The organism is Flavobacterium algoritolerans, assembly GCF_030010385.1.
Lineage (GTDB): Bacteria > Bacteroidota > Bacteroidia > Flavobacteriales > Flavobacteriaceae > Flavobacterium > Flavobacterium algoritolerans.
In genome coordinates, this window is sequence record NZ_JASCRZ010000008.1 from 63447 (window position 1) to 80156 (window position 16710).

19 protein-coding genes are annotated in these 16710 nt (G+C 33.3%); 12 read left to right on the forward strand and 7 right to left on the reverse strand.

Annotation, left to right across the window (positions count from 1 at the left end; genetic code table 11):
* Positions 1-2: 2 nt before the first annotated feature.
* From QLS65_RS14760 to QLS65_RS14770, 3 genes are all read left to right on the forward strand, one after another.
* Positions 3-368, forward strand: a complete 366-nt coding sequence (locus QLS65_RS14760) for a 6-phosphogluconate dehydrogenase (RefSeq protein ID WP_282711394.1) — start codon at positions 3-5, stop codon at positions 366-368.
* Positions 369-914: an acyl-CoA thioesterase gene (locus tag QLS65_RS14765; RefSeq protein ID WP_282711395.1), complete on the forward strand. Its 546-nt coding sequence runs from the start codon at positions 369-371 to the stop codon at positions 912-914. It abuts the gene before it with no gap.
* A 191-nt stretch (positions 915-1105) separates the two neighbouring features.
* The gene (locus tag QLS65_RS14770) at positions 1106-1645 is read left to right on the forward strand and encodes a YceI family protein (protein WP_282711397.1); all 540 of its coding nucleotides are present in this window, start codon (positions 1106-1108) and stop codon (positions 1643-1645) included.
* A gap of 2 nt (positions 1646-1647) precedes the next feature.
* Here QLS65_RS14770 and QLS65_RS14775 read toward each other — a convergent pair whose 3' ends face one another.
* Positions 1648-2562: a TIGR01777 family oxidoreductase gene (locus QLS65_RS14775; RefSeq protein WP_282711399.1), complete on the reverse strand. Its 915-nt coding sequence runs from the start codon at positions 2560-2562 to the stop codon at positions 1648-1650.
* 117 nt (positions 2563-2679) lie between these two features.
* Here QLS65_RS14775 and QLS65_RS14780 point away from each other — a divergent pair, with 117 nt between their 5' ends.
* The 9 genes from QLS65_RS14780 to QLS65_RS14820 all read left to right on the forward strand — a co-directional run bounded on the left by QLS65_RS14780 (position 2680) and on the right by QLS65_RS14820 (position 10842).
* Positions 2680-3339: a TetR family transcriptional regulator C-terminal domain-containing protein gene (locus QLS65_RS14780; protein ID WP_282718525.1), complete on the forward strand. Its 660-nt coding sequence runs from the start codon at positions 2680-2682 to the stop codon at positions 3337-3339.
* On the forward strand, positions 3339-4646 hold the full coding sequence (locus QLS65_RS14785) for an ABC1 kinase family protein (protein ID WP_282718526.1): 1308 nt from the start codon (positions 3339-3341) through the stop codon (positions 4644-4646). Before QLS65_RS14780 ends, QLS65_RS14785 begins: the two co-directional genes overlap by 1 nt.
* Entirely contained in the window at positions 4646-4780 is a 135-nt protein-coding gene (locus tag QLS65_RS14790) for a DUF2256 domain-containing protein (RefSeq protein WP_282711402.1), read from the forward strand. The genes QLS65_RS14785 and QLS65_RS14790 overlap by 1 nt, the downstream gene beginning before the upstream one ends.
* Positions 4756-6060 carry a DASH family cryptochrome gene (locus QLS65_RS14795; protein WP_282718527.1) on the forward strand — a complete coding sequence of 435 codons (1305 nt, stop codon included), beginning with the start codon at positions 4756-4758 and terminating at the stop codon, positions 6058-6060. The genes QLS65_RS14790 and QLS65_RS14795 overlap by 25 nt, the downstream gene beginning before the upstream one ends.
* 6 nt (positions 6061-6066) lie before the next feature.
* Positions 6067-7551 (forward strand): cryptochrome/deoxyribodipyrimidine photo-lyase family protein, encoded by a 1485-nt coding sequence (locus QLS65_RS14800; protein WP_282711404.1) that lies wholly within the window; start codon positions 6067-6069, stop codon positions 7549-7551.
* A gap of 50 nt (positions 7552-7601) precedes the next feature.
* The gene (locus tag QLS65_RS14805; protein ID WP_282711406.1) at positions 7602-7886 is read left to right on the forward strand and encodes a TIGR03643 family protein; all 285 of its coding nucleotides are present in this window, start codon (positions 7602-7604) and stop codon (positions 7884-7886) included.
* 52 nt (positions 7887-7938) lie between these two features.
* Positions 7939-8622 (forward strand): SDR family NAD(P)-dependent oxidoreductase, encoded by a 684-nt coding sequence (locus tag QLS65_RS14810; RefSeq protein ID WP_282718528.1) that lies wholly within the window; start codon positions 7939-7941, stop codon positions 8620-8622.
* A gap of 165 nt (positions 8623-8787) precedes the next feature.
* The gene (gene folE, locus QLS65_RS14815) at positions 8788-9399 is read left to right on the forward strand and encodes a GTP cyclohydrolase I FolE (RefSeq protein WP_233550004.1); all 612 of its coding nucleotides are present in this window, start codon (positions 8788-8790) and stop codon (positions 9397-9399) included.
* 24 nt (positions 9400-9423) lie between these two features.
* Positions 9424-10842: an SDR family oxidoreductase gene (locus tag QLS65_RS14820; RefSeq protein ID WP_282711409.1), complete on the forward strand. Its 1419-nt coding sequence runs from the start codon at positions 9424-9426 to the stop codon at positions 10840-10842.
* 81 nt (positions 10843-10923) lie between these two features.
* Here QLS65_RS14820 and QLS65_RS14825 read toward each other — a convergent pair whose 3' ends face one another.
* The 6 genes from QLS65_RS14825 to QLS65_RS14850 form a co-directional block, all read right to left on the reverse strand.
* The gene (locus tag QLS65_RS14825; protein WP_282718529.1) at positions 10924-12219 is read right to left on the reverse strand and encodes a cryptochrome/photolyase family protein; all 1296 of its coding nucleotides are present in this window, start codon (positions 12217-12219) and stop codon (positions 10924-10926) included.
* Positions 12219-12680 carry an SRPBCC family protein gene (locus tag QLS65_RS14830; protein ID WP_282711412.1) on the reverse strand — a complete coding sequence of 154 codons (462 nt, stop codon included), beginning with the start codon at positions 12678-12680 and terminating at the stop codon, positions 12219-12221. Before QLS65_RS14830 ends, QLS65_RS14825 begins: the two co-directional genes overlap by 1 nt.
* 276 nt (positions 12681-12956) lie before the next feature.
* Positions 12957-13397, reverse strand: a complete 441-nt coding sequence (locus QLS65_RS14835) for a sterol desaturase family protein (protein ID WP_282711413.1) — start codon at positions 13395-13397, stop codon at positions 12957-12959.
* Positions 13398-13445: 48 nt separating this feature from the next.
* Entirely contained in the window at positions 13446-14285 is an 840-nt protein-coding gene (locus QLS65_RS14840) for a phytoene/squalene synthase family protein (RefSeq protein ID WP_282718530.1), read from the reverse strand.
* Position 14286: 1 nt separating this feature from the next.
* Positions 14287-15762 (reverse strand): phytoene desaturase family protein, encoded by a 1476-nt coding sequence (locus tag QLS65_RS14845; RefSeq protein WP_282718531.1) that lies wholly within the window; start codon positions 15760-15762, stop codon positions 14287-14289.
* 38 nt (positions 15763-15800) lie between these two features.
* The gene (locus tag QLS65_RS14850) at positions 15801-16697 is read right to left on the reverse strand and encodes a MerR family transcriptional regulator (RefSeq protein ID WP_282711851.1); all 897 of its coding nucleotides are present in this window, start codon (positions 16695-16697) and stop codon (positions 15801-15803) included.
* Between the last annotated feature and the right edge of the window lie 13 nt (positions 16698-16710).

A 16710-nucleotide genomic window follows, 5' to 3' on the forward strand; every position in this document is an offset into this window, starting at 1 on the left:
AAATGAGAAAATTTTTAATGGTTATAACTTTAATACTTGTAGTATCAGTTGCCGGTTATTTTGCTTTTTTATACACTGCCACGTATAGCGAAGGGGTACGTTCAGGAGAATTAATAAAAGTGAGCCGTAAAGGAGTTGCATTCAAAACATGGGAAGGCGAAATCAGTCAAGGGATTTCCGGAGCACAAATTTTCTCTTTTTCGGTATTGGACAGTGAGGAAAAAGTAATTACTGACTTACAAGAATTCGAAGGACAATATGTACAAGTTAATTATGTAGAACGTTACAGAACATTTCCTTGGTGGGGTGATACACATTATTTTATTACAGAAGTCAAAAAAGTAAATTCTCCTTTTAAAATAAAATAAATGAACCGTACTTTTAAAACCGTTGCGTCCTCAAATATTCGAATTTCAGAATTGATGTTGCCGTCACACACTAATTTTAGCGGTAAGATTCATGGCGGTTATATTTTATCGTTATTAGATCAGATTGCATTTGCCTGTGCATCAAAATTTTCAGGGAATTATTGTGTGACAGCATCTGTTGATACGGTCAATTTCCTCAAACCAATTGAAGTTGGCGAACTGGTTACGATGAAAGCCTGTGTGAACTACGTAGGAAAAAGTTCTATGATTATAGGCATTCGGGTTGAGGCCGAAAATATTCAAACGGGAAAAATCAAACATTGTAATTCTTCTTATTTTACGATGGTAGCCAAGGACAAAGAAGGAAACAGCATGCTTGTTCCCGGGTTGATTTTATCTAATATGAATGAAGTACGCCGTTTTTGCAATTGCATCAAACAAATTGCCTTAAAAAAAGAAAAAGACCTACACGAAGAGAAGTTTGATTACACCTCCAAGGAATCATTAGAAAGCTTAAAAAAATACAACATAAAGCTAGAATTATAATTACACTAATCGATAACTAACACTTTTGTAAAAAAACACTTTTCTACGAATATTACATTCTTGATTATACTTTAATTTCTGATTAAAAAAATCATGAAAAATTAACTGATTCGGTCATTTTTTCAACCGGTTAATACTTTTATTTCATCGGTTAATTTCGTAACTTTAAGTAATTTAATTCATAAATCATTATGAAAAAAATTACTCTAATAGTACTACTCATTATTGCAATTAAATCTTTGGCACAAGATAAAATGGTGACTTATGGAGCTATCATACATTTTGAGGCTTCAATTCCTTTATTTGAAGAAGTAAAAGCAAGTAATGACAAAACAACCTGTATTTTGATAACTAAAACGGGACAAATTGCTTGTTGGATGAACATCAAAGATTTCAAATTTCAAAGAAGCTTGATGGAAGAACATTTTAATGAAAACTACATGGAAAGCAAACGATTTCCTAGAGCCGTTTTTAAAGGCAGAATTGAAAAATTTGATTTAAAAAACATCAATTCAGATTTGAATCAATATCAAATAACCGGTAAAATAACGATACGCGGGCGAACTAAAAAAATAGTGATTAATGGAACTATGAAAAAAGTGGGCAAAGGGATTGAACTTCATTCTGAATTTCCTTTAAATACGGATGATTTTAAAATTGATATACCTTTTATTGTTCGCACCAAAATATCCAAAAACGTAAACACACAACTCATTTGTGTCTTGAAATAATTCTATTTTGCTAAACAATTCCTTAATGCTTCTTCGAGATTTTTAAATTTAAATTTAAAACCAGTTTGTTCGATTTTATCAGATGACACTCTTCTTCCGGTGAGTACAATTAGGGCCATTTCCCCCATAACTAACTTTAATACAAAAGTAGGAACATTAGGTAACCAAACAGAATACCCAAAAATACGTGCTAATGTTTTAGAAAAAATAGTATTAGTCGTAATATCATTAATGGCTGCGTTATAAGCACCCTCCATATTAGGATTTAAAACCGCTTGAAGATAGATGTTGCACAAATCATCAACATGAATCCATGGCATGTATTGCTTTCCGGAACCAAGTGCAGAACCTAATCTAAACTTAAATAACGGAATAAGTTTTTTCAAAAAACCATCATTTTTTCCTAAAACTAATCCAGTACGGATTTTTACGGTACGAATGTTTAAGTTCTCAATAAAATCCAAGGCATCTTCCCATTTCTGGCAGGTATACCCCAGAAAATCATTCGCATAAGGTGAGTTTTCATAACAAATCTCTTCGCCATTCACTGCACCATAAATTCCTACAGCGGAAGCCGAAATAAAAGCATCTAGCTTTTTATTGTTCTTTTTTAAAACAGAATATAACAACTGAGTCGATTTCTCCCTACTATCAATAATAGCCGCTTTTCGTTTTGCTGTCCATCTTTTCTCAGCAATATTTTCACCTGCTAAGTGAATGATATAATCCGCATTTAAAACGGCACTTTCTTCAATAGTCTGATTTGCGACATCCCATTGGTAATAGAAAATGTCAGCTTTATTTTGTTTTTCACTTCTACTTAATATAGAAACTGAATAGCCATTTGCAATTAATAAGTCCGTTAAATGGCTCCCGATAAATCCCGAACCGCCGCTTATTAAAACATTTTTTTTCATAATAGTGTAAAGCTAATGATTTATAATGGTATAAAATTATATTAAATTTTGTTTAACTTTATTAATATATAGTTAAACATTTCATATCTTTATACTTTAATTTGAAATACACTAAAAATGGCTGCTAAAAAAACAGTACTAACAAAGGACAAAATAGTTTCAATGTACATGAATTATGTACTTGATCATAGTGAAAAACCGAAATCAGTATATCATTTTGCAAAAATAAATGATTTTACGGAATCTGAATTCTATGCGTTTTTTGGAACTACAGAAACTATCGAGAAAGAGATTTTTAAAATGTTTTTAGAAAAAACAGTAGAATTACTGAATAAAAACAAGGAATACGAGATGTATGACATGAAAAGTAAAATGCTAAGTTTCTATTTTACTTTTTTTGAAATCCTAACTGCTAACAGAAGCTATGTCCTGCTCGTTTTAAAAGAACACAACAATCAATTAAAAAAATTGATGCAACTTTCTGAACTTAGAAATAGTTTCAAAAATTATCTTATCGAAATAATCTCAGATGAATTTAGAACACAACAAGAAAAATTTCAGAATTTTCAAGAGAAAGCATTTCAGGAAACCTCATGGATTCAACTTTTATTGACGTTGAAATTCTGGCTGGATGATTCTTCTCCAGCTTTTGAGAAAACAGACATCTATATTGAGAAATCAGTGAAAGCCTCTTTTGAATTAATGAACATCACTCCGCTTGACAGCTTAATAGACTTTGGAAAATTTATTTTCAAAGAAAAAATATACAATAAGTAATGAAAACGATAGACTATATCCCTACTTCAAAAATTGAAAGGGCTACAAAACTAGTGCAAACCGGTGCGAAAGTAGGTGTAAACTACCTTAAATATTACGGAGAAAAAATTGTTAATTCTGATTTGACTCGTGATAAACTCAACGAAGATAATGCCGAAGATATTTATGACGGACTAAAAAGTTTAAAAGGTAGTGCGCTCAAAGTCGCGCAAATGTTAAGCATGGACAAAAGTTTTTTGCCACAGGCTTATGTAGAAAAATTTTCACTTTCACAGTTTTCTGTTCCGCCACTTTCGGCTCCATTAGTATTAAAAACGTTCAAAGCAAATTTTGGTAAAACACCGTATGACATTTTTGATGAATTCAACGCTAACTCTGTAAACGCCGCAAGTATAGGACAAGTTCATGTTGCGATAAAAGACGGAAAAAAACTGGCTGTAAAAATTCAATATCCTGGTGTAGCCAATAGTATTTCATCTGATTTGGCTTTGGTAAAACCCATTGCAATCAGAATGTTTAACCTTCAAGGGAAAGACTCTGATAAATATTTCAAGGAAGTGGAGGACAAATTGATTGAGGAAACCAATTATTTATTAGAATTAAAACAAAGTCAAGAAGTTGTTGAAGCCTGTAAAAATATTGAAAATCTGGTTTTCCCAAACTACTATTCTGAATATTCATCAGAGAAGATTATCACGATGGATTGGATGGCAGGAATTCACCTTTCGGAGTTTACAAATAAGAATGACAATCAGGAAATCGCAAATAAAATCGGTCAAGCATTGTGGGATTTCTACATGTATCAGATTCATATCCTTAAAAAAGTACATGCTGATCCGCATCCGGGAAATTTCTTAGTAAACGATAAAAATCAGTTGGTAGCATTAGATTTTGGCTGTATGAAACTAATTCCTAACGATTTCTACATTCCTTATTTCGAATTAATAAACAAAGAAGTGATTGATAACAAAAAACTTTTTAGTCAGAAATTATTCGAATTAGAAATCCTTAGAGTAGATGATTCCAAAGAGGAAGTGGACTATTTTACTCGAATGTTTTATGATTTATTATCGTTGTTCACACAACCTTTCCAAACTGAAACTTTTGATTTCTCAGATGCAGCATTTTTTGAAAGCATAGCACAATTGGGAGAACGATTTTCAAAAGACACCAATCTTAGAAAAATGAATGGCAATCGAGGTTCTAAACATTTCATTTACATGAACAGAACGTTCTTTGGGTTGTATAATTTAATGTTTGATTTGAAAGCGAAAATCGTTGTCAATGAATATCAAAAATACAACTAGTGAAAAAGGGAAATCTGCCTTCAAAAATGTGTTTGGTTTGCAGCCGACCTTTTAGTTGGCGGAAAAAATGGGAGAAAGTTTGGGACGAAGTAAAATATTGTAGCGAGAAATGCAAAAGAAACAAAAAGGGTTAGTCTGGTTTAGAAATGATTTGAGAGTACATGATAACGAATCGCTGTCGAATGCTATAAAAGAAAATGATAGCATAATTGCTATTTATTGTTTTGACCCAAGGCATTTTGAAAACACACGTTGTGGATTTAAAAAAACCGAGAAATTTAGAACTAAATTCCTAATTGAATCGGTAACAGCATTGAAACAAAATCTGGGAAAATTAAATATTCCACTTTTGGTGTATCACCAAAAACCAGAAGATATTATTCCGGAAATTATTGCTCAAAATGAAATCAGCTATGTTTATTTTCAAGAAGAATGGACGAGTGAAGAAATGGAAGTTTTGAAGAATATCAAATCTAAAGTTCCGGGTTCAATAGCGTTTAAAGCTACTTATAATCAGTTTTTATTTCATCCGGATACGATACCGTTTGCGATTGAAAAGATTCCAAATGTTTTTACACAATTCAGAAATCAATGTGAAAAGTCTACGAAAGTCGTACCTGAATTTTCAGTTCAACAGATGCCTGAAGAAAATTGGATCGCAAATGAAACTGTAATTCCTACGATGGAAACATTAGGATTTACTGACTTTCAAATAGATTCTAGAACAGCTTTTCCTTTTCGTGGTGGTGAAAATGAAGCGTTACAAAGGTTGGAGCATTATTTTTGGGAGACCAAAAAACTAAGTGTTTATAAATTGACTCGCAACGGATTAATCGGCACTGAATTTAGTTCAAAATTTTCTCCTTGGTTGGCCAATGGTTCAATTTCGGCGAAGACCATTTATTGGGAAATTGTAAAATATGAACAACAAATTGGGAAAAATGATTCTACATATTGGTTGATTTTCGAACTCATTTGGAGGGATTATTTTAAATACGTTTCGATGAAAAACGGAGATTCGATTTTTAAAATTGGAGGGATTTTAGACAAAAAATACGATTGGAAAAACAATCCATTATCGATAAAAAATTGGATTAACGGCACAACTGAAGAGCCTTTTGTCAATGCCAATATGATTGAATTGCAACAAACAGGCTGGATGAGCAATCGCGGCAGACAAAATGTAGGTTCTTATTTTGCAAAGAATCTGTTGTTAGACTGGCGCATTGGAGCTGCCTATTTTGAGGCTATGCTCATTGATTATGATGTTCACAGCAATTACGGAAATTGGATGTATGTTTCAGGAGTTGGTAATGACCCCAGAGATCGAAAATTCAATATTAAATTACAAGCGGAGAATTACGACGGACAATCAAAATTTCAGAGATTATGGCTGCAACAACAATTATTTTAAAAATAAATGAATACAAATAAGAAACATATAAATGTCGTTTGGTTTAAAAGAGACCTTCGTTTACAGGATAACGAAGCGATTTTTAATGCCCTAAAAACTAATACTCCTACTTTGTTGCTTTATGTATTCGAAAAATCCTTAGAAAATGATTCCCATTACAGCTCGAGACATTGGAATTTCATCAAGCAATCACTTGTAGATATCAATAAACAACTGGAACAATCCAATACACAGGTATTAGCGGTATCGTCAGAGGTACTTCAAGTTTTCAATATACTTGAGGAAACATACAAAATTGAAACCGTTTTTTCGCATCAGGAAACTGGTTTAAAAATTACTTACGAAAGAGATAAAACTTTCAAACGGTTTTGTAAAAACAATCAAATCAATTGGGTTGAAAACACAAATAACGGAATTTTCAGAGCGTTAAGAAACAGAACTAATTGGGTTTCAAAGTGGGAAAAATACATGAATGAACCCCAATTTATTTTTGATTCTAAATCAGAAAACTTCCTGAATACAGAAGCAATAATTGAACTTGAAAAAACATTAGAAAAGACGAATTTAGAAACTGTTCCGGATACTATTTTTCAAAAAGGCGGCAGTACGATGGCTGGAAAATATCTGCAAAACTTCTTTGAGGAACGCTATCACAATTATAGCTCGCATATTTCGAAACCTTTATTGGCTAGAAAAAGCTGCAGTAGATTATCACCATACATTGCTTGGGGAAATTTATCATCAAGACAAGTTTTGCAAAAAGCAGCCACGTTCAGACTGACATGTAGCCATAAAAAGCAAATTGATTCTTTTATATCCAGACTGACTTGGCAGGCACATTTCATTCAAAAATTTGAGATGGAAGAAATTATGGAGTTTGAAAGTGTTAACAAAGGCTTTCATTCGTTGAAAAAGAAAGTCAATGAAAATTATATTGAAGCTTGGAAAACGGGAAAAACGGGATTTCCATTAATCGATGCTTCCATGCGTTGCTTGAATGAAACCGGTTATTTGAACTTTAGAATGCGTGCAATGCTAGTATCGTTTTTTACACATAATTTATGGCAGCCTTGGCAGGAAGCAACACAACATTTATCACAAATGTTCCTTGATTTTGAGCCTGGAATACATTTTCCCCAGTTACAAATGCAGGCTGGTGAAACCGGAATCAATATGTTACGTATATATAATCCAATAAAGAACAGTTACGAACACGATCCTGACGGTGAATTTATAAAAAAGTGGGTGCCCGAATTACGCAATTTGCCTAGAGGATTTGTACATGAACCTTATAAAATGACGTATTTAGATCAAAAATTTAATGATTTCGAAATAGGTACCAGCTATCCGAAACCAATTGTAAATATGGAACGAACGAGGAAATTTGCCAGTGATTTTTTATGGAAAATGAAGAAAAATCCATTGGTAAAAGAGGAAAGTTCACGCATATTAAAATTACACACCATGGCCGATATTGGCGACAGTGAATAATTTTTCAATAGTAATCTAAAAAAATAGCAATTTCAAATAAATAAAACATCGTGACTGTAAAAAAAGAACTTACTGATTTAGACAAAGACCGAATCATAGAAATGGCATGGGAAGACCGAACCACTTTTGATGCGATTTTAATGCAATTTGGATTAAAGGAACAAGAGGTTATCGACTTGATGCGCAACGAAATGAAACCTTCGAGTTTTAGAATGTGGCGCGAAAGAGTGCAAGGCCGCAAAACAAAACATGAAAAATTGAGGGATTTTCGAGAAGGACGTTTTAAATGTACGATGCAAAGACAAATTAACAACAACAAGATTTCCAAACGATAAAAATTAGTGTTCAGCGAACAGTAATCTGTTAAAATAACAATATATATAAAAAATGAAAAACATAGTAATCATTGGTGGTAGTAAAGGAATTGGTAGTGCTATTTTGTTGCAACAATTAGAAACAAACATAGTCTACAACATCAGTAGAAATGCTCCAGACATCACACATCCCAACCTGAAACACTTTTCTGCAGATGTCTTGCAGGATGCACTTCCAGAAATTGAAGCCATCGACACCTTGATTTACTGTCCGGGTTCCATCAATTTGAAACCAATAGGAAGTCTTAGTATCGATGATTTCAGAACTGATTTTGAAATTAATGTCATTGGCGCTGTAAAGGCCATCCAGAAATATTTACCTGTTTTAAAAAAGGGAACTAATCCATCGATTGTTTTGTTTAGCACCGTAGCCACAAAATTAGGAATGCCGTTTCATGCTAGTATTGCTACCGCAAAAGCAGGTATTGAAGGATTAGTAAAATCGTTGGGAGCAGAATTAGCTTCGGTAGTACGCATCAATGCCATTGCTCCCACGATTACTGAAACATCACTTTCAGCAGGAATTTTAAGAAATGATCGAATGAAAGAAAACATGGTGGAACGCCATCCGATGAAAGGTTATTTGAAACCGGAAGAAGTGGCAAATATGGCAAACTTCCTGATTTCTGAAAATGCTAAATCAATCTCAGGTCAGATATTTGAGATGGATTACGGAATAGTGACTTTTAAAATTTAAAGAAGTCGTTATTTATCATCTTAGAAAATAAGTTTTAAACCATTAAGAAATTAAGTATATTTAGAAAGAGTACTTAACTTTTCTTAATCTTTTAATGGTTTACTAAAAAAATTAAAAACATCCAATAAAATAATTAGCCAAATTTAAATTGAAAGACAGCATACCATGATAAAAGAAATGAAAAGTTACGAGAAAATTGAACAATACGATACTGAAATAACAGAAGCTTTAGCAGATAATTATAGAGTAATCATTGAAAATTTAGGGGAAGATGTTACTCGTGAAGGTCTTGAAAAAACACCAGAACGTGTAGCCAAAGCCATGCAGTATTTAACTCATGGTTACGGATTAGATCCATTAGAGATATTAAAATCAGCGATGTTTACAGAAGACCATCAACAAATGATTGTGGTAAAAGACATCGAGGTATACTCTATGTGTGAACATCATATGTTGCCATTTTTTGGAAAAGCACACGTGGCTTATATTCCAAATGGTAAAATTGTAGGTTTAAGTAAAATACCTAGAGTGGTAGATGCTTTTGCCAGAAGAATGCAAGTACAGGAACGATTGACAGACCAGATTAAAAATTGTATTCAAGATGCTTTGAATCCACTTGGTGTAGCGGTTGTAATTGAAGCCCAACACATGTGTATGCAAATGCGAGGAATTCAAAAACAAAATTCAGTTACCACGACTTCTTCCTTTACAGGAGCTTTCGAAAAAGACAAAACCAGAAAAGAATTTATCAGTTTAGTTTCTAATAAACTGAGTTAATTTTTATCATTTAAATACAAAACCGTGAAAATTCTCTTAACAGGTGCAACAGGTTATATCGGGAAACGACTTTTGCCTTTGTTGGTGGCACAAGGACATGAAATAATCTGTTGTGTAAGGGATAAAAATAGGTTTTATTGTCCAATTGAATTTCAAAAAAGTATAACCGTAATTGAAGTTGATTTTCTCAAACAAGAAACATTGACAGCCATTCCAGACACAATTGACGCAGCTTATTATCTGATTCATTCCATGTCAGGAACGGCAACTAATTTTGATGAATTAGAAAGCTTGTCAGCATTGAATTTTGTGCAACGATTGAATGAAACCAAAGCAAAACAAGTTATTTATTTGAGCGGAATCATCAATGATAAATCGCTGTCCAAACATTTATCATCGAGGAAAAAAGTAGAAGAAATTTTAAATATTGGAACGTTTGCCACAACAACATTAAGAGCGGGAATTATTGTGGGTTCTGGAAGTGCCTCGTTCGAAATCATTCGGGATTTAGTGAATAAATTGCCCATCATGATTACTCCAAAGTGGCTTAACACAAAATGCCAGCCAATTGCAATTCCTGATGTTCTTGATTTTTTATCCAAATCTTTATTAAATCCGCTTACTTACGATCAGAGTTTTGATATTGGCGGACCAGATATTTTAACGTACAAAGAAATGCTTTTGGGATTTGCGGAGGCCAAAAAACTAAAGCGATGGATTTTTACTGTTCCTATCATGACCCCAAAATTATCCTCGTATTGGTTGTATTTTGTAACCTCAACATCATATAGACTCGCATCAGCACTAGTCAGTAGTATGAAAGTAGAAGTGGTTTGCAGTGATAACAAAATCAATACTTTGCTAAATGTTTCGCCTATGACATACAAACAAGCGCTTTCCCGTGCTTTGATAAAAGTAGACGAAGATAAGGTTGCTTCGAGCTGGAAAGATTCTTTAGTCAGCGGACGCTTTAGCAGCAATTTGTCAGAATATTTAAAAGTTCCAAAAAAAGATTGCTTTATCGACCGACGTAAAATGGAAATCATAGATCGAGATTTTACCATCAACAGAATTTGGTCCATCGGTGGCGATACAGGTTGGTATTATGGTGATTGGTTGTGGGATTTACGTGGTTTTATTGACAAATTATACGGTGGCGTGGGTTCCCGAAGAGGACGAACGAATCGTCATGACATTCATTCTGGTGATGCCTTAGATTTTTGGCGCGTTTTGTATGCCAATAAAGAAGAGGGAAAACTAATCTTATTTGCCGAAATGAAATTACCAGGTGAAGCTTGGTTAGAATTTAAAATTATCGGAAATACTTTGTATCAAGCGGCGACTTTCAGACCAAAAGGAATTTGGGGAAAATTATACTGGTATTCTGTTTTACCGTTTCATGGATTTATTTTCGAGGGAATGCTGAAGAAATTGATTCAATAGTAAACAAATATCCTTTTCTGTACCTACTGGAAAAAGGAAATACAAATTGAACAGGTTATCAATCTGTTCAATTTGTATCTTTTATTTTAAAATTCCGGCCTTGTAAGTTGCAATCGCTCTGTCTCTAGCCATAGCGTGTTCTACCATTGGTTTTCCATATCCTAAATCAAATTCTGGAATCCATTTTCGGATGTAGATTCCTTTTTCGTCGAATTTTTTTTGTTGAATCTCCGGATTGAAAACACGGAAATAAGGCGCAGCATCACAACCGGTTCCTGCTGCCCATTGCCAGTTTCCTACATTTGCAGACAATTCGTAATCCAGTAATTTTTGAGCAAAATAAGCCTCACCCCATTGCCACTGAATCAATAAATGCTTGCAGAGAAAACTCGCCACAACCATTCGGACTCTGTTGTGCATGTATCCTGTTTCATTGAGCTGACGCATTCCGGCATCAACCATAGGATATCCAGTTGTTCCCGAACACCAACGCTTGAAATCCTCTTCATCATTGCGCCACTGAATCCCATCATAAGCTGATTTGAAGTTTTGCGTAACGACTTTTGGAAAACTGAATAAAATTTGCATGAAGAATTCTCTCCAAATTAACTCACTCAAAAAAACATCGTTTTTGTGAAATGCCCAATTGACTAATTTCCGCACGCTTACGGTTCCAAAACGCAGATGTGGTGAGAGATACGAGGTTTTGTCCATGGCTGGAAAATCCCTTATATCTTGATAATTTGAAATGAATTTTAAGTTGTGTGGTTTTACTTTTATTGGACTTTCTTCAAAACCTATTTGTTCCAAAGTAGGAACAGTAAAACTATTTTTATTGAAGTTAGAAAACATACCAGTGGCATCGTATTCTGGAACCGGAGCCATAGCTTTGTATTTTTCTAACCACTTATTTTTAAAGGGAGTGTAAACCGTATACGGCAATCCATCAGCTTTTGTGATTTCTTTTTCTTCAAAAATAACTTGATCTTTAAAAGAATAAGTGATGGTATTGTTAGCTTCCAAAATTTCACAAATAACGGTGTCACGTTGTATAGCATACGGTTCGTAATCTTTGTTGAAAAAGACTTCTTTGACATCGAATTCTTCTAAAAGAGATTTCCAAACATCAATAGTTTTTCCTTTTTTTACTAAAAGTGAACTTCCTAGTTCTTGTAATTGTTGATTTATTTTCGAAAGTGATTGGTGAATGAAACCTACTCGAGCATCGTTTTTTGGTAAACTCTCTAAAATGGAATCATCAAAAATAAACAACGGAATAACAGGATATTTTGATTTTAAAGCCTGAAATAATCCAACGTTATCTTCTAAACGTAAATCGCGTCTGAACCAAAAAAACGATACTTCTTGCTTGTCCATTATTTACCATTAAACATTTGATCTACCATAACACGTCTGTGATCAAAGATAGCTTTCAATTTATTTTTTACGATAAGTGTATTCATTATACGACCTATGAAACCTAAAGGCAACGCATAATGAACTAAATCAGTCATTTTTACTCCGTTTTCTGTAGCTTCGAAAAAGTGTTTGTGATGCCACAATGCATAAGGGCCAAAACGTTGTTCATCGATAAAATAACTATTCTCTTTCACAAATGTGATTTCGGTAACCCAAGGCAATTTTAACCCTAAAAGTGGTGAGACTTTGTATTGTATTATTTGCCCAGCGTACATGGATTTATTATCGAAATCTGTGATTTCGAAACCCATTGTTTCCGGTGTGATTTTTTGAAGATTACTTGGACTGGAGAAAAAAGCCCAACAATCTTCTAAGCTTGCATTTACATGCTGAACGGTTTCTTTTTTATAGAGTTTCATCTAAAAATATTTAAGATTTTTGATTAACGATTCTTGATTTAAGATTTTCAAACGTGCTTATAAGGATTTTCAGAAATCTGCTCCCGAAGCTTCGGGACAAAAATCATTAATCTTGATTCAAAAATCTCTTTAACTTTACGGAATTGTGCGTGAGGGATGACAGTGGAGCTCTTTTTATAGGTGGTCTCGTTTTTTTTTAGAACGAGACCAGATGTAAAAAAGCGGGAACGTACAGCCTGACCTGCTTTTTCAGCGGGTCACGCCCAAATGGAATTGTTACATTTTATAATATTTGAAAGGCACAAATAACATTCCGAAACACTCTCCGTGTTCCTTACCCAAATGTTTATGATGTACTTTGTGGGCTTTTCGCAAGCCTATCAAATACTTATTATTAGTGTTTTTGAACCACTTGAAACGCTGATGAATTAATACATCGTGGATCATGAAATAACAAAAACCATAAAATGTGATTCCGAGTCCAATGAAAAATAAATAATTCATACCGCCTTGCACGCCAAAGTAGAAAAGAACGATGCTAGGAAGAGCAAAAATTACAAAGAAAATATCATTTCGTTCGAAAATATTGGCGTATTTAGGTTGGTGATGATCGGCATGAAAATACCACATTAAACCGTGCATTATGTACTTATGTGTAAGCCAGGTCACACACTCCATGAAAAGGAAAACACCAAAAAAGATTAAAAAGGAAATCATTATTTTTTTTATTTAATTAAAAATATACTTTTCAAAAAAGGCATTATTTTATACCAATTTTAATTTATACGTTACAAAAGATTGTGCTAAAAGACCCGCTTTAGTATAATTAGAAACTCGAATTCTTGCATTTCCAATTTCATCGCAAGGCGTGTTTTCTAATTTTTTTAGTAGTTTCTTGTAGTATACAAAGGCGGTGTAAACTCCAAATTTAGCTTCTATTGGTAACTTTACAATTCCTTCATAGGCAACTTTGAAATCTTCTTCGATTTCATTTATGATTGCTGTTTTAGCTTTTTCATCGAATGAATTCAAATCGACTCCAGGAAAATAATTTCGGTTCAACACTAAATTATCATCTTTTAAATCTCTCAAAAAATTAACTTTCTGGAATGCAGAACCTAATCGCATTGCTTCTTCTTTTAGTTGATCATATCGTTCATTATCACCTGCAACAAAAACCTTAAGACACATCAATCCAACCACGTCTGCCGAGCCATAAATATATTCATCATATTCAGCTTTACTGTTATAATCGGATTTAATTAAATCTAATTTCATACTTCTCAAAAAAGCTTGAATTAAATCATCCGAAATATTGTATTGTTTTACTGTTTGCTGAAAAGAATTCAAAATTGGATTCAGACTTATTCCTCTTTCAATTGATTTGTAATACTCATCCTCAAACTCTGTGATTAAACTTTCTTTATCGAAACCGTGAAATGAATCTACAATTTCATCTGCAAAACGAACAAATCCATATATACTATAAATGGCATCTCTTATACTTGGCGACAACATGTAAACTGCCATAGAAAAAGAGGTGCTATAATTTTTTGTAACTAGCTTGCTACATTTAAAAGATACATCATCAAATAATTGCTTCATATTATTGCTCTGAAAATTGCTTATTAATTAATTCTGACACTAATTTACCTGAAATTAATGCTGGCGGAACACCTGGTCCCGGAACGGTCAATTGACCTGTGAAATATAAATTCTTTACTTTTTTACTTTTTAATTTAGGTCTCAAAAAAGCGGTTTGTAATAATGTATTCGCCATTCCGTATGCATTACCTTTATAAGAGTTATACTCAGAGACAAAATCGTTTTTGCAAAATGATTTTTTAAATATAATATTATTTTTTACACTTTGCTGAGTTAACGTTTCAAAACGATCCATTATTTTTTCAAAATATTCTTCTCGTAATGCCTCAGTATCATTGATTCCCGGAGCCAGAGGCACTAAGAAAAAACCAGATTCCATTCCTTCTGGGGCTGCGGTTTTATCTGTCAATGACGGGAAATTAGCATAAAACAACGGCTCAATTGGCCATTGTGGTTCATCATAAATATCCTTAGCATGTTGATAAAAATCGACATCAAAAAATAATGCATGATGTGAAATATTATCTATTTTTTTGTTGAAACCAACATAAAATAACAATGACGAAGGTGCGAAAACTCGACTGTCCCAATATTCATCAGAATACGCGCGATGTTTTTGATCCAATAATGTTTCGGTATGATGGTAATCGGCACCACTCAAAATCAAATCAGATGTAATTGTTTCGCCATTTACAACTAAAGCCTTAGCTGTTTTATTCTCAACAATTATCTTTTCAATATTTGAATTCGTGTGAAACGTAACTCCTAATTCTCTTGCTAAACTTTCCATCGCACGAACCACATCAAACATTCCTGTTTTAGGATGCCAGGTTCCAAGACCAAAATCAGCATAATTCATAAAACTATAAAAAGAAGGTGTATCTGAGGGTTTTGCTCCAAGAAACAAAACTGGAAATTCCAAAATTTGAATCAGCCTTTGATTTTTAAATTTCTTCCGAACATCTTTACTGATGTTGCTGAAAAACTGTCCTACTTTTTTAGCCGTTTCAACTGTTATTAATTCTAATGGAGAAACTCCCGGACGGTATACTAAATCCTTTATTGCAATGTCATAGTTGCTTTTGGCTTCAGCCATAAAATCATTTAATATTTTTCCGCTACCTTTTTCAATCGCTTCAAAAGCAAATATGATGTCAGTTAAATTATCTGCAATGGTAATGAAGTCATCGATTCCGTAATACACACGATACGCAGGTGACAACTTTATTAACTCATAATAATCCGAAGTTTTTTTATCAAAATCAGCAAAAAAACGATCAAATACATCGGGCATCCAGTACCAACTTGGTCCCATATCAAAGGTGAAACCTTCCATTTTTAATTGTCTTGCTCTTCCTCCAATTGTTGCATTTTTTTCATAAACGGTTACATCGTGACCGCTTTGCGCTAAATAACAGGAAGCTGCAAGTGAGGAAAACCCAGAACCTATTATTGTTATTTTTTTTATTTCTTTCATTTGTTTAGCAAATATACAAAAAGTTTAAACAAAAAAAATTAAATTTCATCCACTAATTCAGAAATGGAATTGAAAATTGATATTTTATCTGAAAGCCCTTCTTTGTTAATAAATTCAACCAAACGTCCTGTGTACCATAACTCCGTATTGTCATCTAATAATTCATCAGCCATTTTTTGAACATAGTCGTTTAAAATATCCCTTTCAGGTTGCACTGTGAAGTACGAAATAAAAACAATAGAGTCAAAATGTTTTTTTAAATCTTTCAAATTACTGATAGGCATACTTTCGCCCAGATAGATGGTTTTGTAACCTAGCAAGAGAATTTCATAATTTAAATACATCAACCCAAGTTCATGAATTTCATTCATTGGTAGCGAAAGCACAAAAACTTTATCGTTTTTTGTTTGCTTCAAAACTTGAAGTTTCTCTGTATTTATGAGCAATTTTTGCTTGATTAAATAACTAACAAAATGCTCATGGGCTGGTGTTATTGTATCTGATTGCCATAATAATCCCAACTCATTCATCAAAGGAATAAAGACTTGATGAAAAACTTCTTTGAATGATTTTTCAGCAATCAACCAATTGTATGTATTGAAAAACAATTCTTGGTCAAAATTCATCATTGCCATTTTAAACTCACTGATTGCATGACTTTTGGCCGTTTTGTTCGAAATTATTTCTCGTACAAGCGATGGGATTTTTTCTTGTGGATAGGTCGCTATTTTTGAAATTTTATAGCCATAGTCATGCAACAAAGTTATGTTTAATAGTTTTTGCAAACTAGCCAAATCGTACAATCGGATATTAGTATCTGTACGCATCGGTTGAAGAATATCATATCTTTTCTCCCAGATTCGTATAGTATGTGCTTTGATTCCTGAAAGATTTTCAAGATCTTTTATACTAAACACACTTTTTATATTGTTCATCATTTGTCTAAAT

What these genes read in the sequence shown, in the direction of transcription:
- QLS65_RS14850 (WP_282711851.1), bottom strand. Translation starts at nt 16,697, where the DNA reads ATGAACAATATAAAAAGTGTGTTTAGTATAAAAGATCTTGAAAATCTT.
- QLS65_RS14780 (WP_282718525.1), top strand. Translation starts at nt 2,680, where the DNA reads ATGGCTGCTAAAAAAACAGTACTAACAAAGGACAAAATAGTTTCAATG.
- QLS65_RS14795 (WP_282718527.1), top strand. Translation starts at nt 4,756, where the DNA reads ATGCAAAAGAAACAAAAAGGGTTAGTCTGGTTTAGAAATGATTTGAGA.
- QLS65_RS14775 (WP_282711399.1), bottom strand. Translation starts at nt 2,562, where the DNA reads ATGAAAAAAAATGTTTTAATAAGCGGCGGTTCGGGATTTATCGGGAGC.
- QLS65_RS14845 (WP_282718531.1), bottom strand. Translation starts at nt 15,762, where the DNA reads ATGAAAGAAATAAAAAAAATAACAATAATAGGTTCTGGGTTTTCCTCA.
- QLS65_RS14760 (WP_282711394.1), top strand. Translation starts at nt 3, where the DNA reads ATGAGAAAATTTTTAATGGTTATAACTTTAATACTTGTAGTATCAGTT.
- folE (WP_233550004.1), top strand. Translation starts at nt 8,788, where the DNA reads ATGATAAAAGAAATGAAAAGTTACGAGAAAATTGAACAATACGATACT.
- QLS65_RS14810 (WP_282718528.1), top strand. Translation starts at nt 7,939, where the DNA reads ATGAAAAACATAGTAATCATTGGTGGTAGTAAAGGAATTGGTAGTGCT.
- QLS65_RS14800 (WP_282711404.1), top strand. Translation starts at nt 6,067, where the DNA reads ATGAATACAAATAAGAAACATATAAATGTCGTTTGGTTTAAAAGAGAC.
- QLS65_RS14770 (WP_282711397.1), top strand. Translation starts at nt 1,106, where the DNA reads ATGAAAAAAATTACTCTAATAGTACTACTCATTATTGCAATTAAATCT.
- QLS65_RS14765 (WP_282711395.1), top strand. Translation starts at nt 369, where the DNA reads ATGAACCGTACTTTTAAAACCGTTGCGTCCTCAAATATTCGAATTTCA.
- QLS65_RS14835 (WP_282711413.1), bottom strand. Translation starts at nt 13,397, where the DNA reads ATGATTTCCTTTTTAATCTTTTTTGGTGTTTTCCTTTTCATGGAGTGT.
- QLS65_RS14830 (WP_282711412.1), bottom strand. Translation starts at nt 12,680, where the DNA reads ATGAAACTCTATAAAAAAGAAACCGTTCAGCATGTAAATGCAAGCTTA.
- QLS65_RS14840 (WP_282718530.1), bottom strand. Translation starts at nt 14,285, where the DNA reads ATGAAGCAATTATTTGATGATGTATCTTTTAAATGTAGCAAGCTAGTT.
- QLS65_RS14785 (WP_282718526.1), top strand. Translation starts at nt 3,339, where the DNA reads ATGAAAACGATAGACTATATCCCTACTTCAAAAATTGAAAGGGCTACA.
- QLS65_RS14825 (WP_282718529.1), bottom strand. Translation starts at nt 12,219, where the DNA reads ATGGACAAGCAAGAAGTATCGTTTTTTTGGTTCAGACGCGATTTACGT.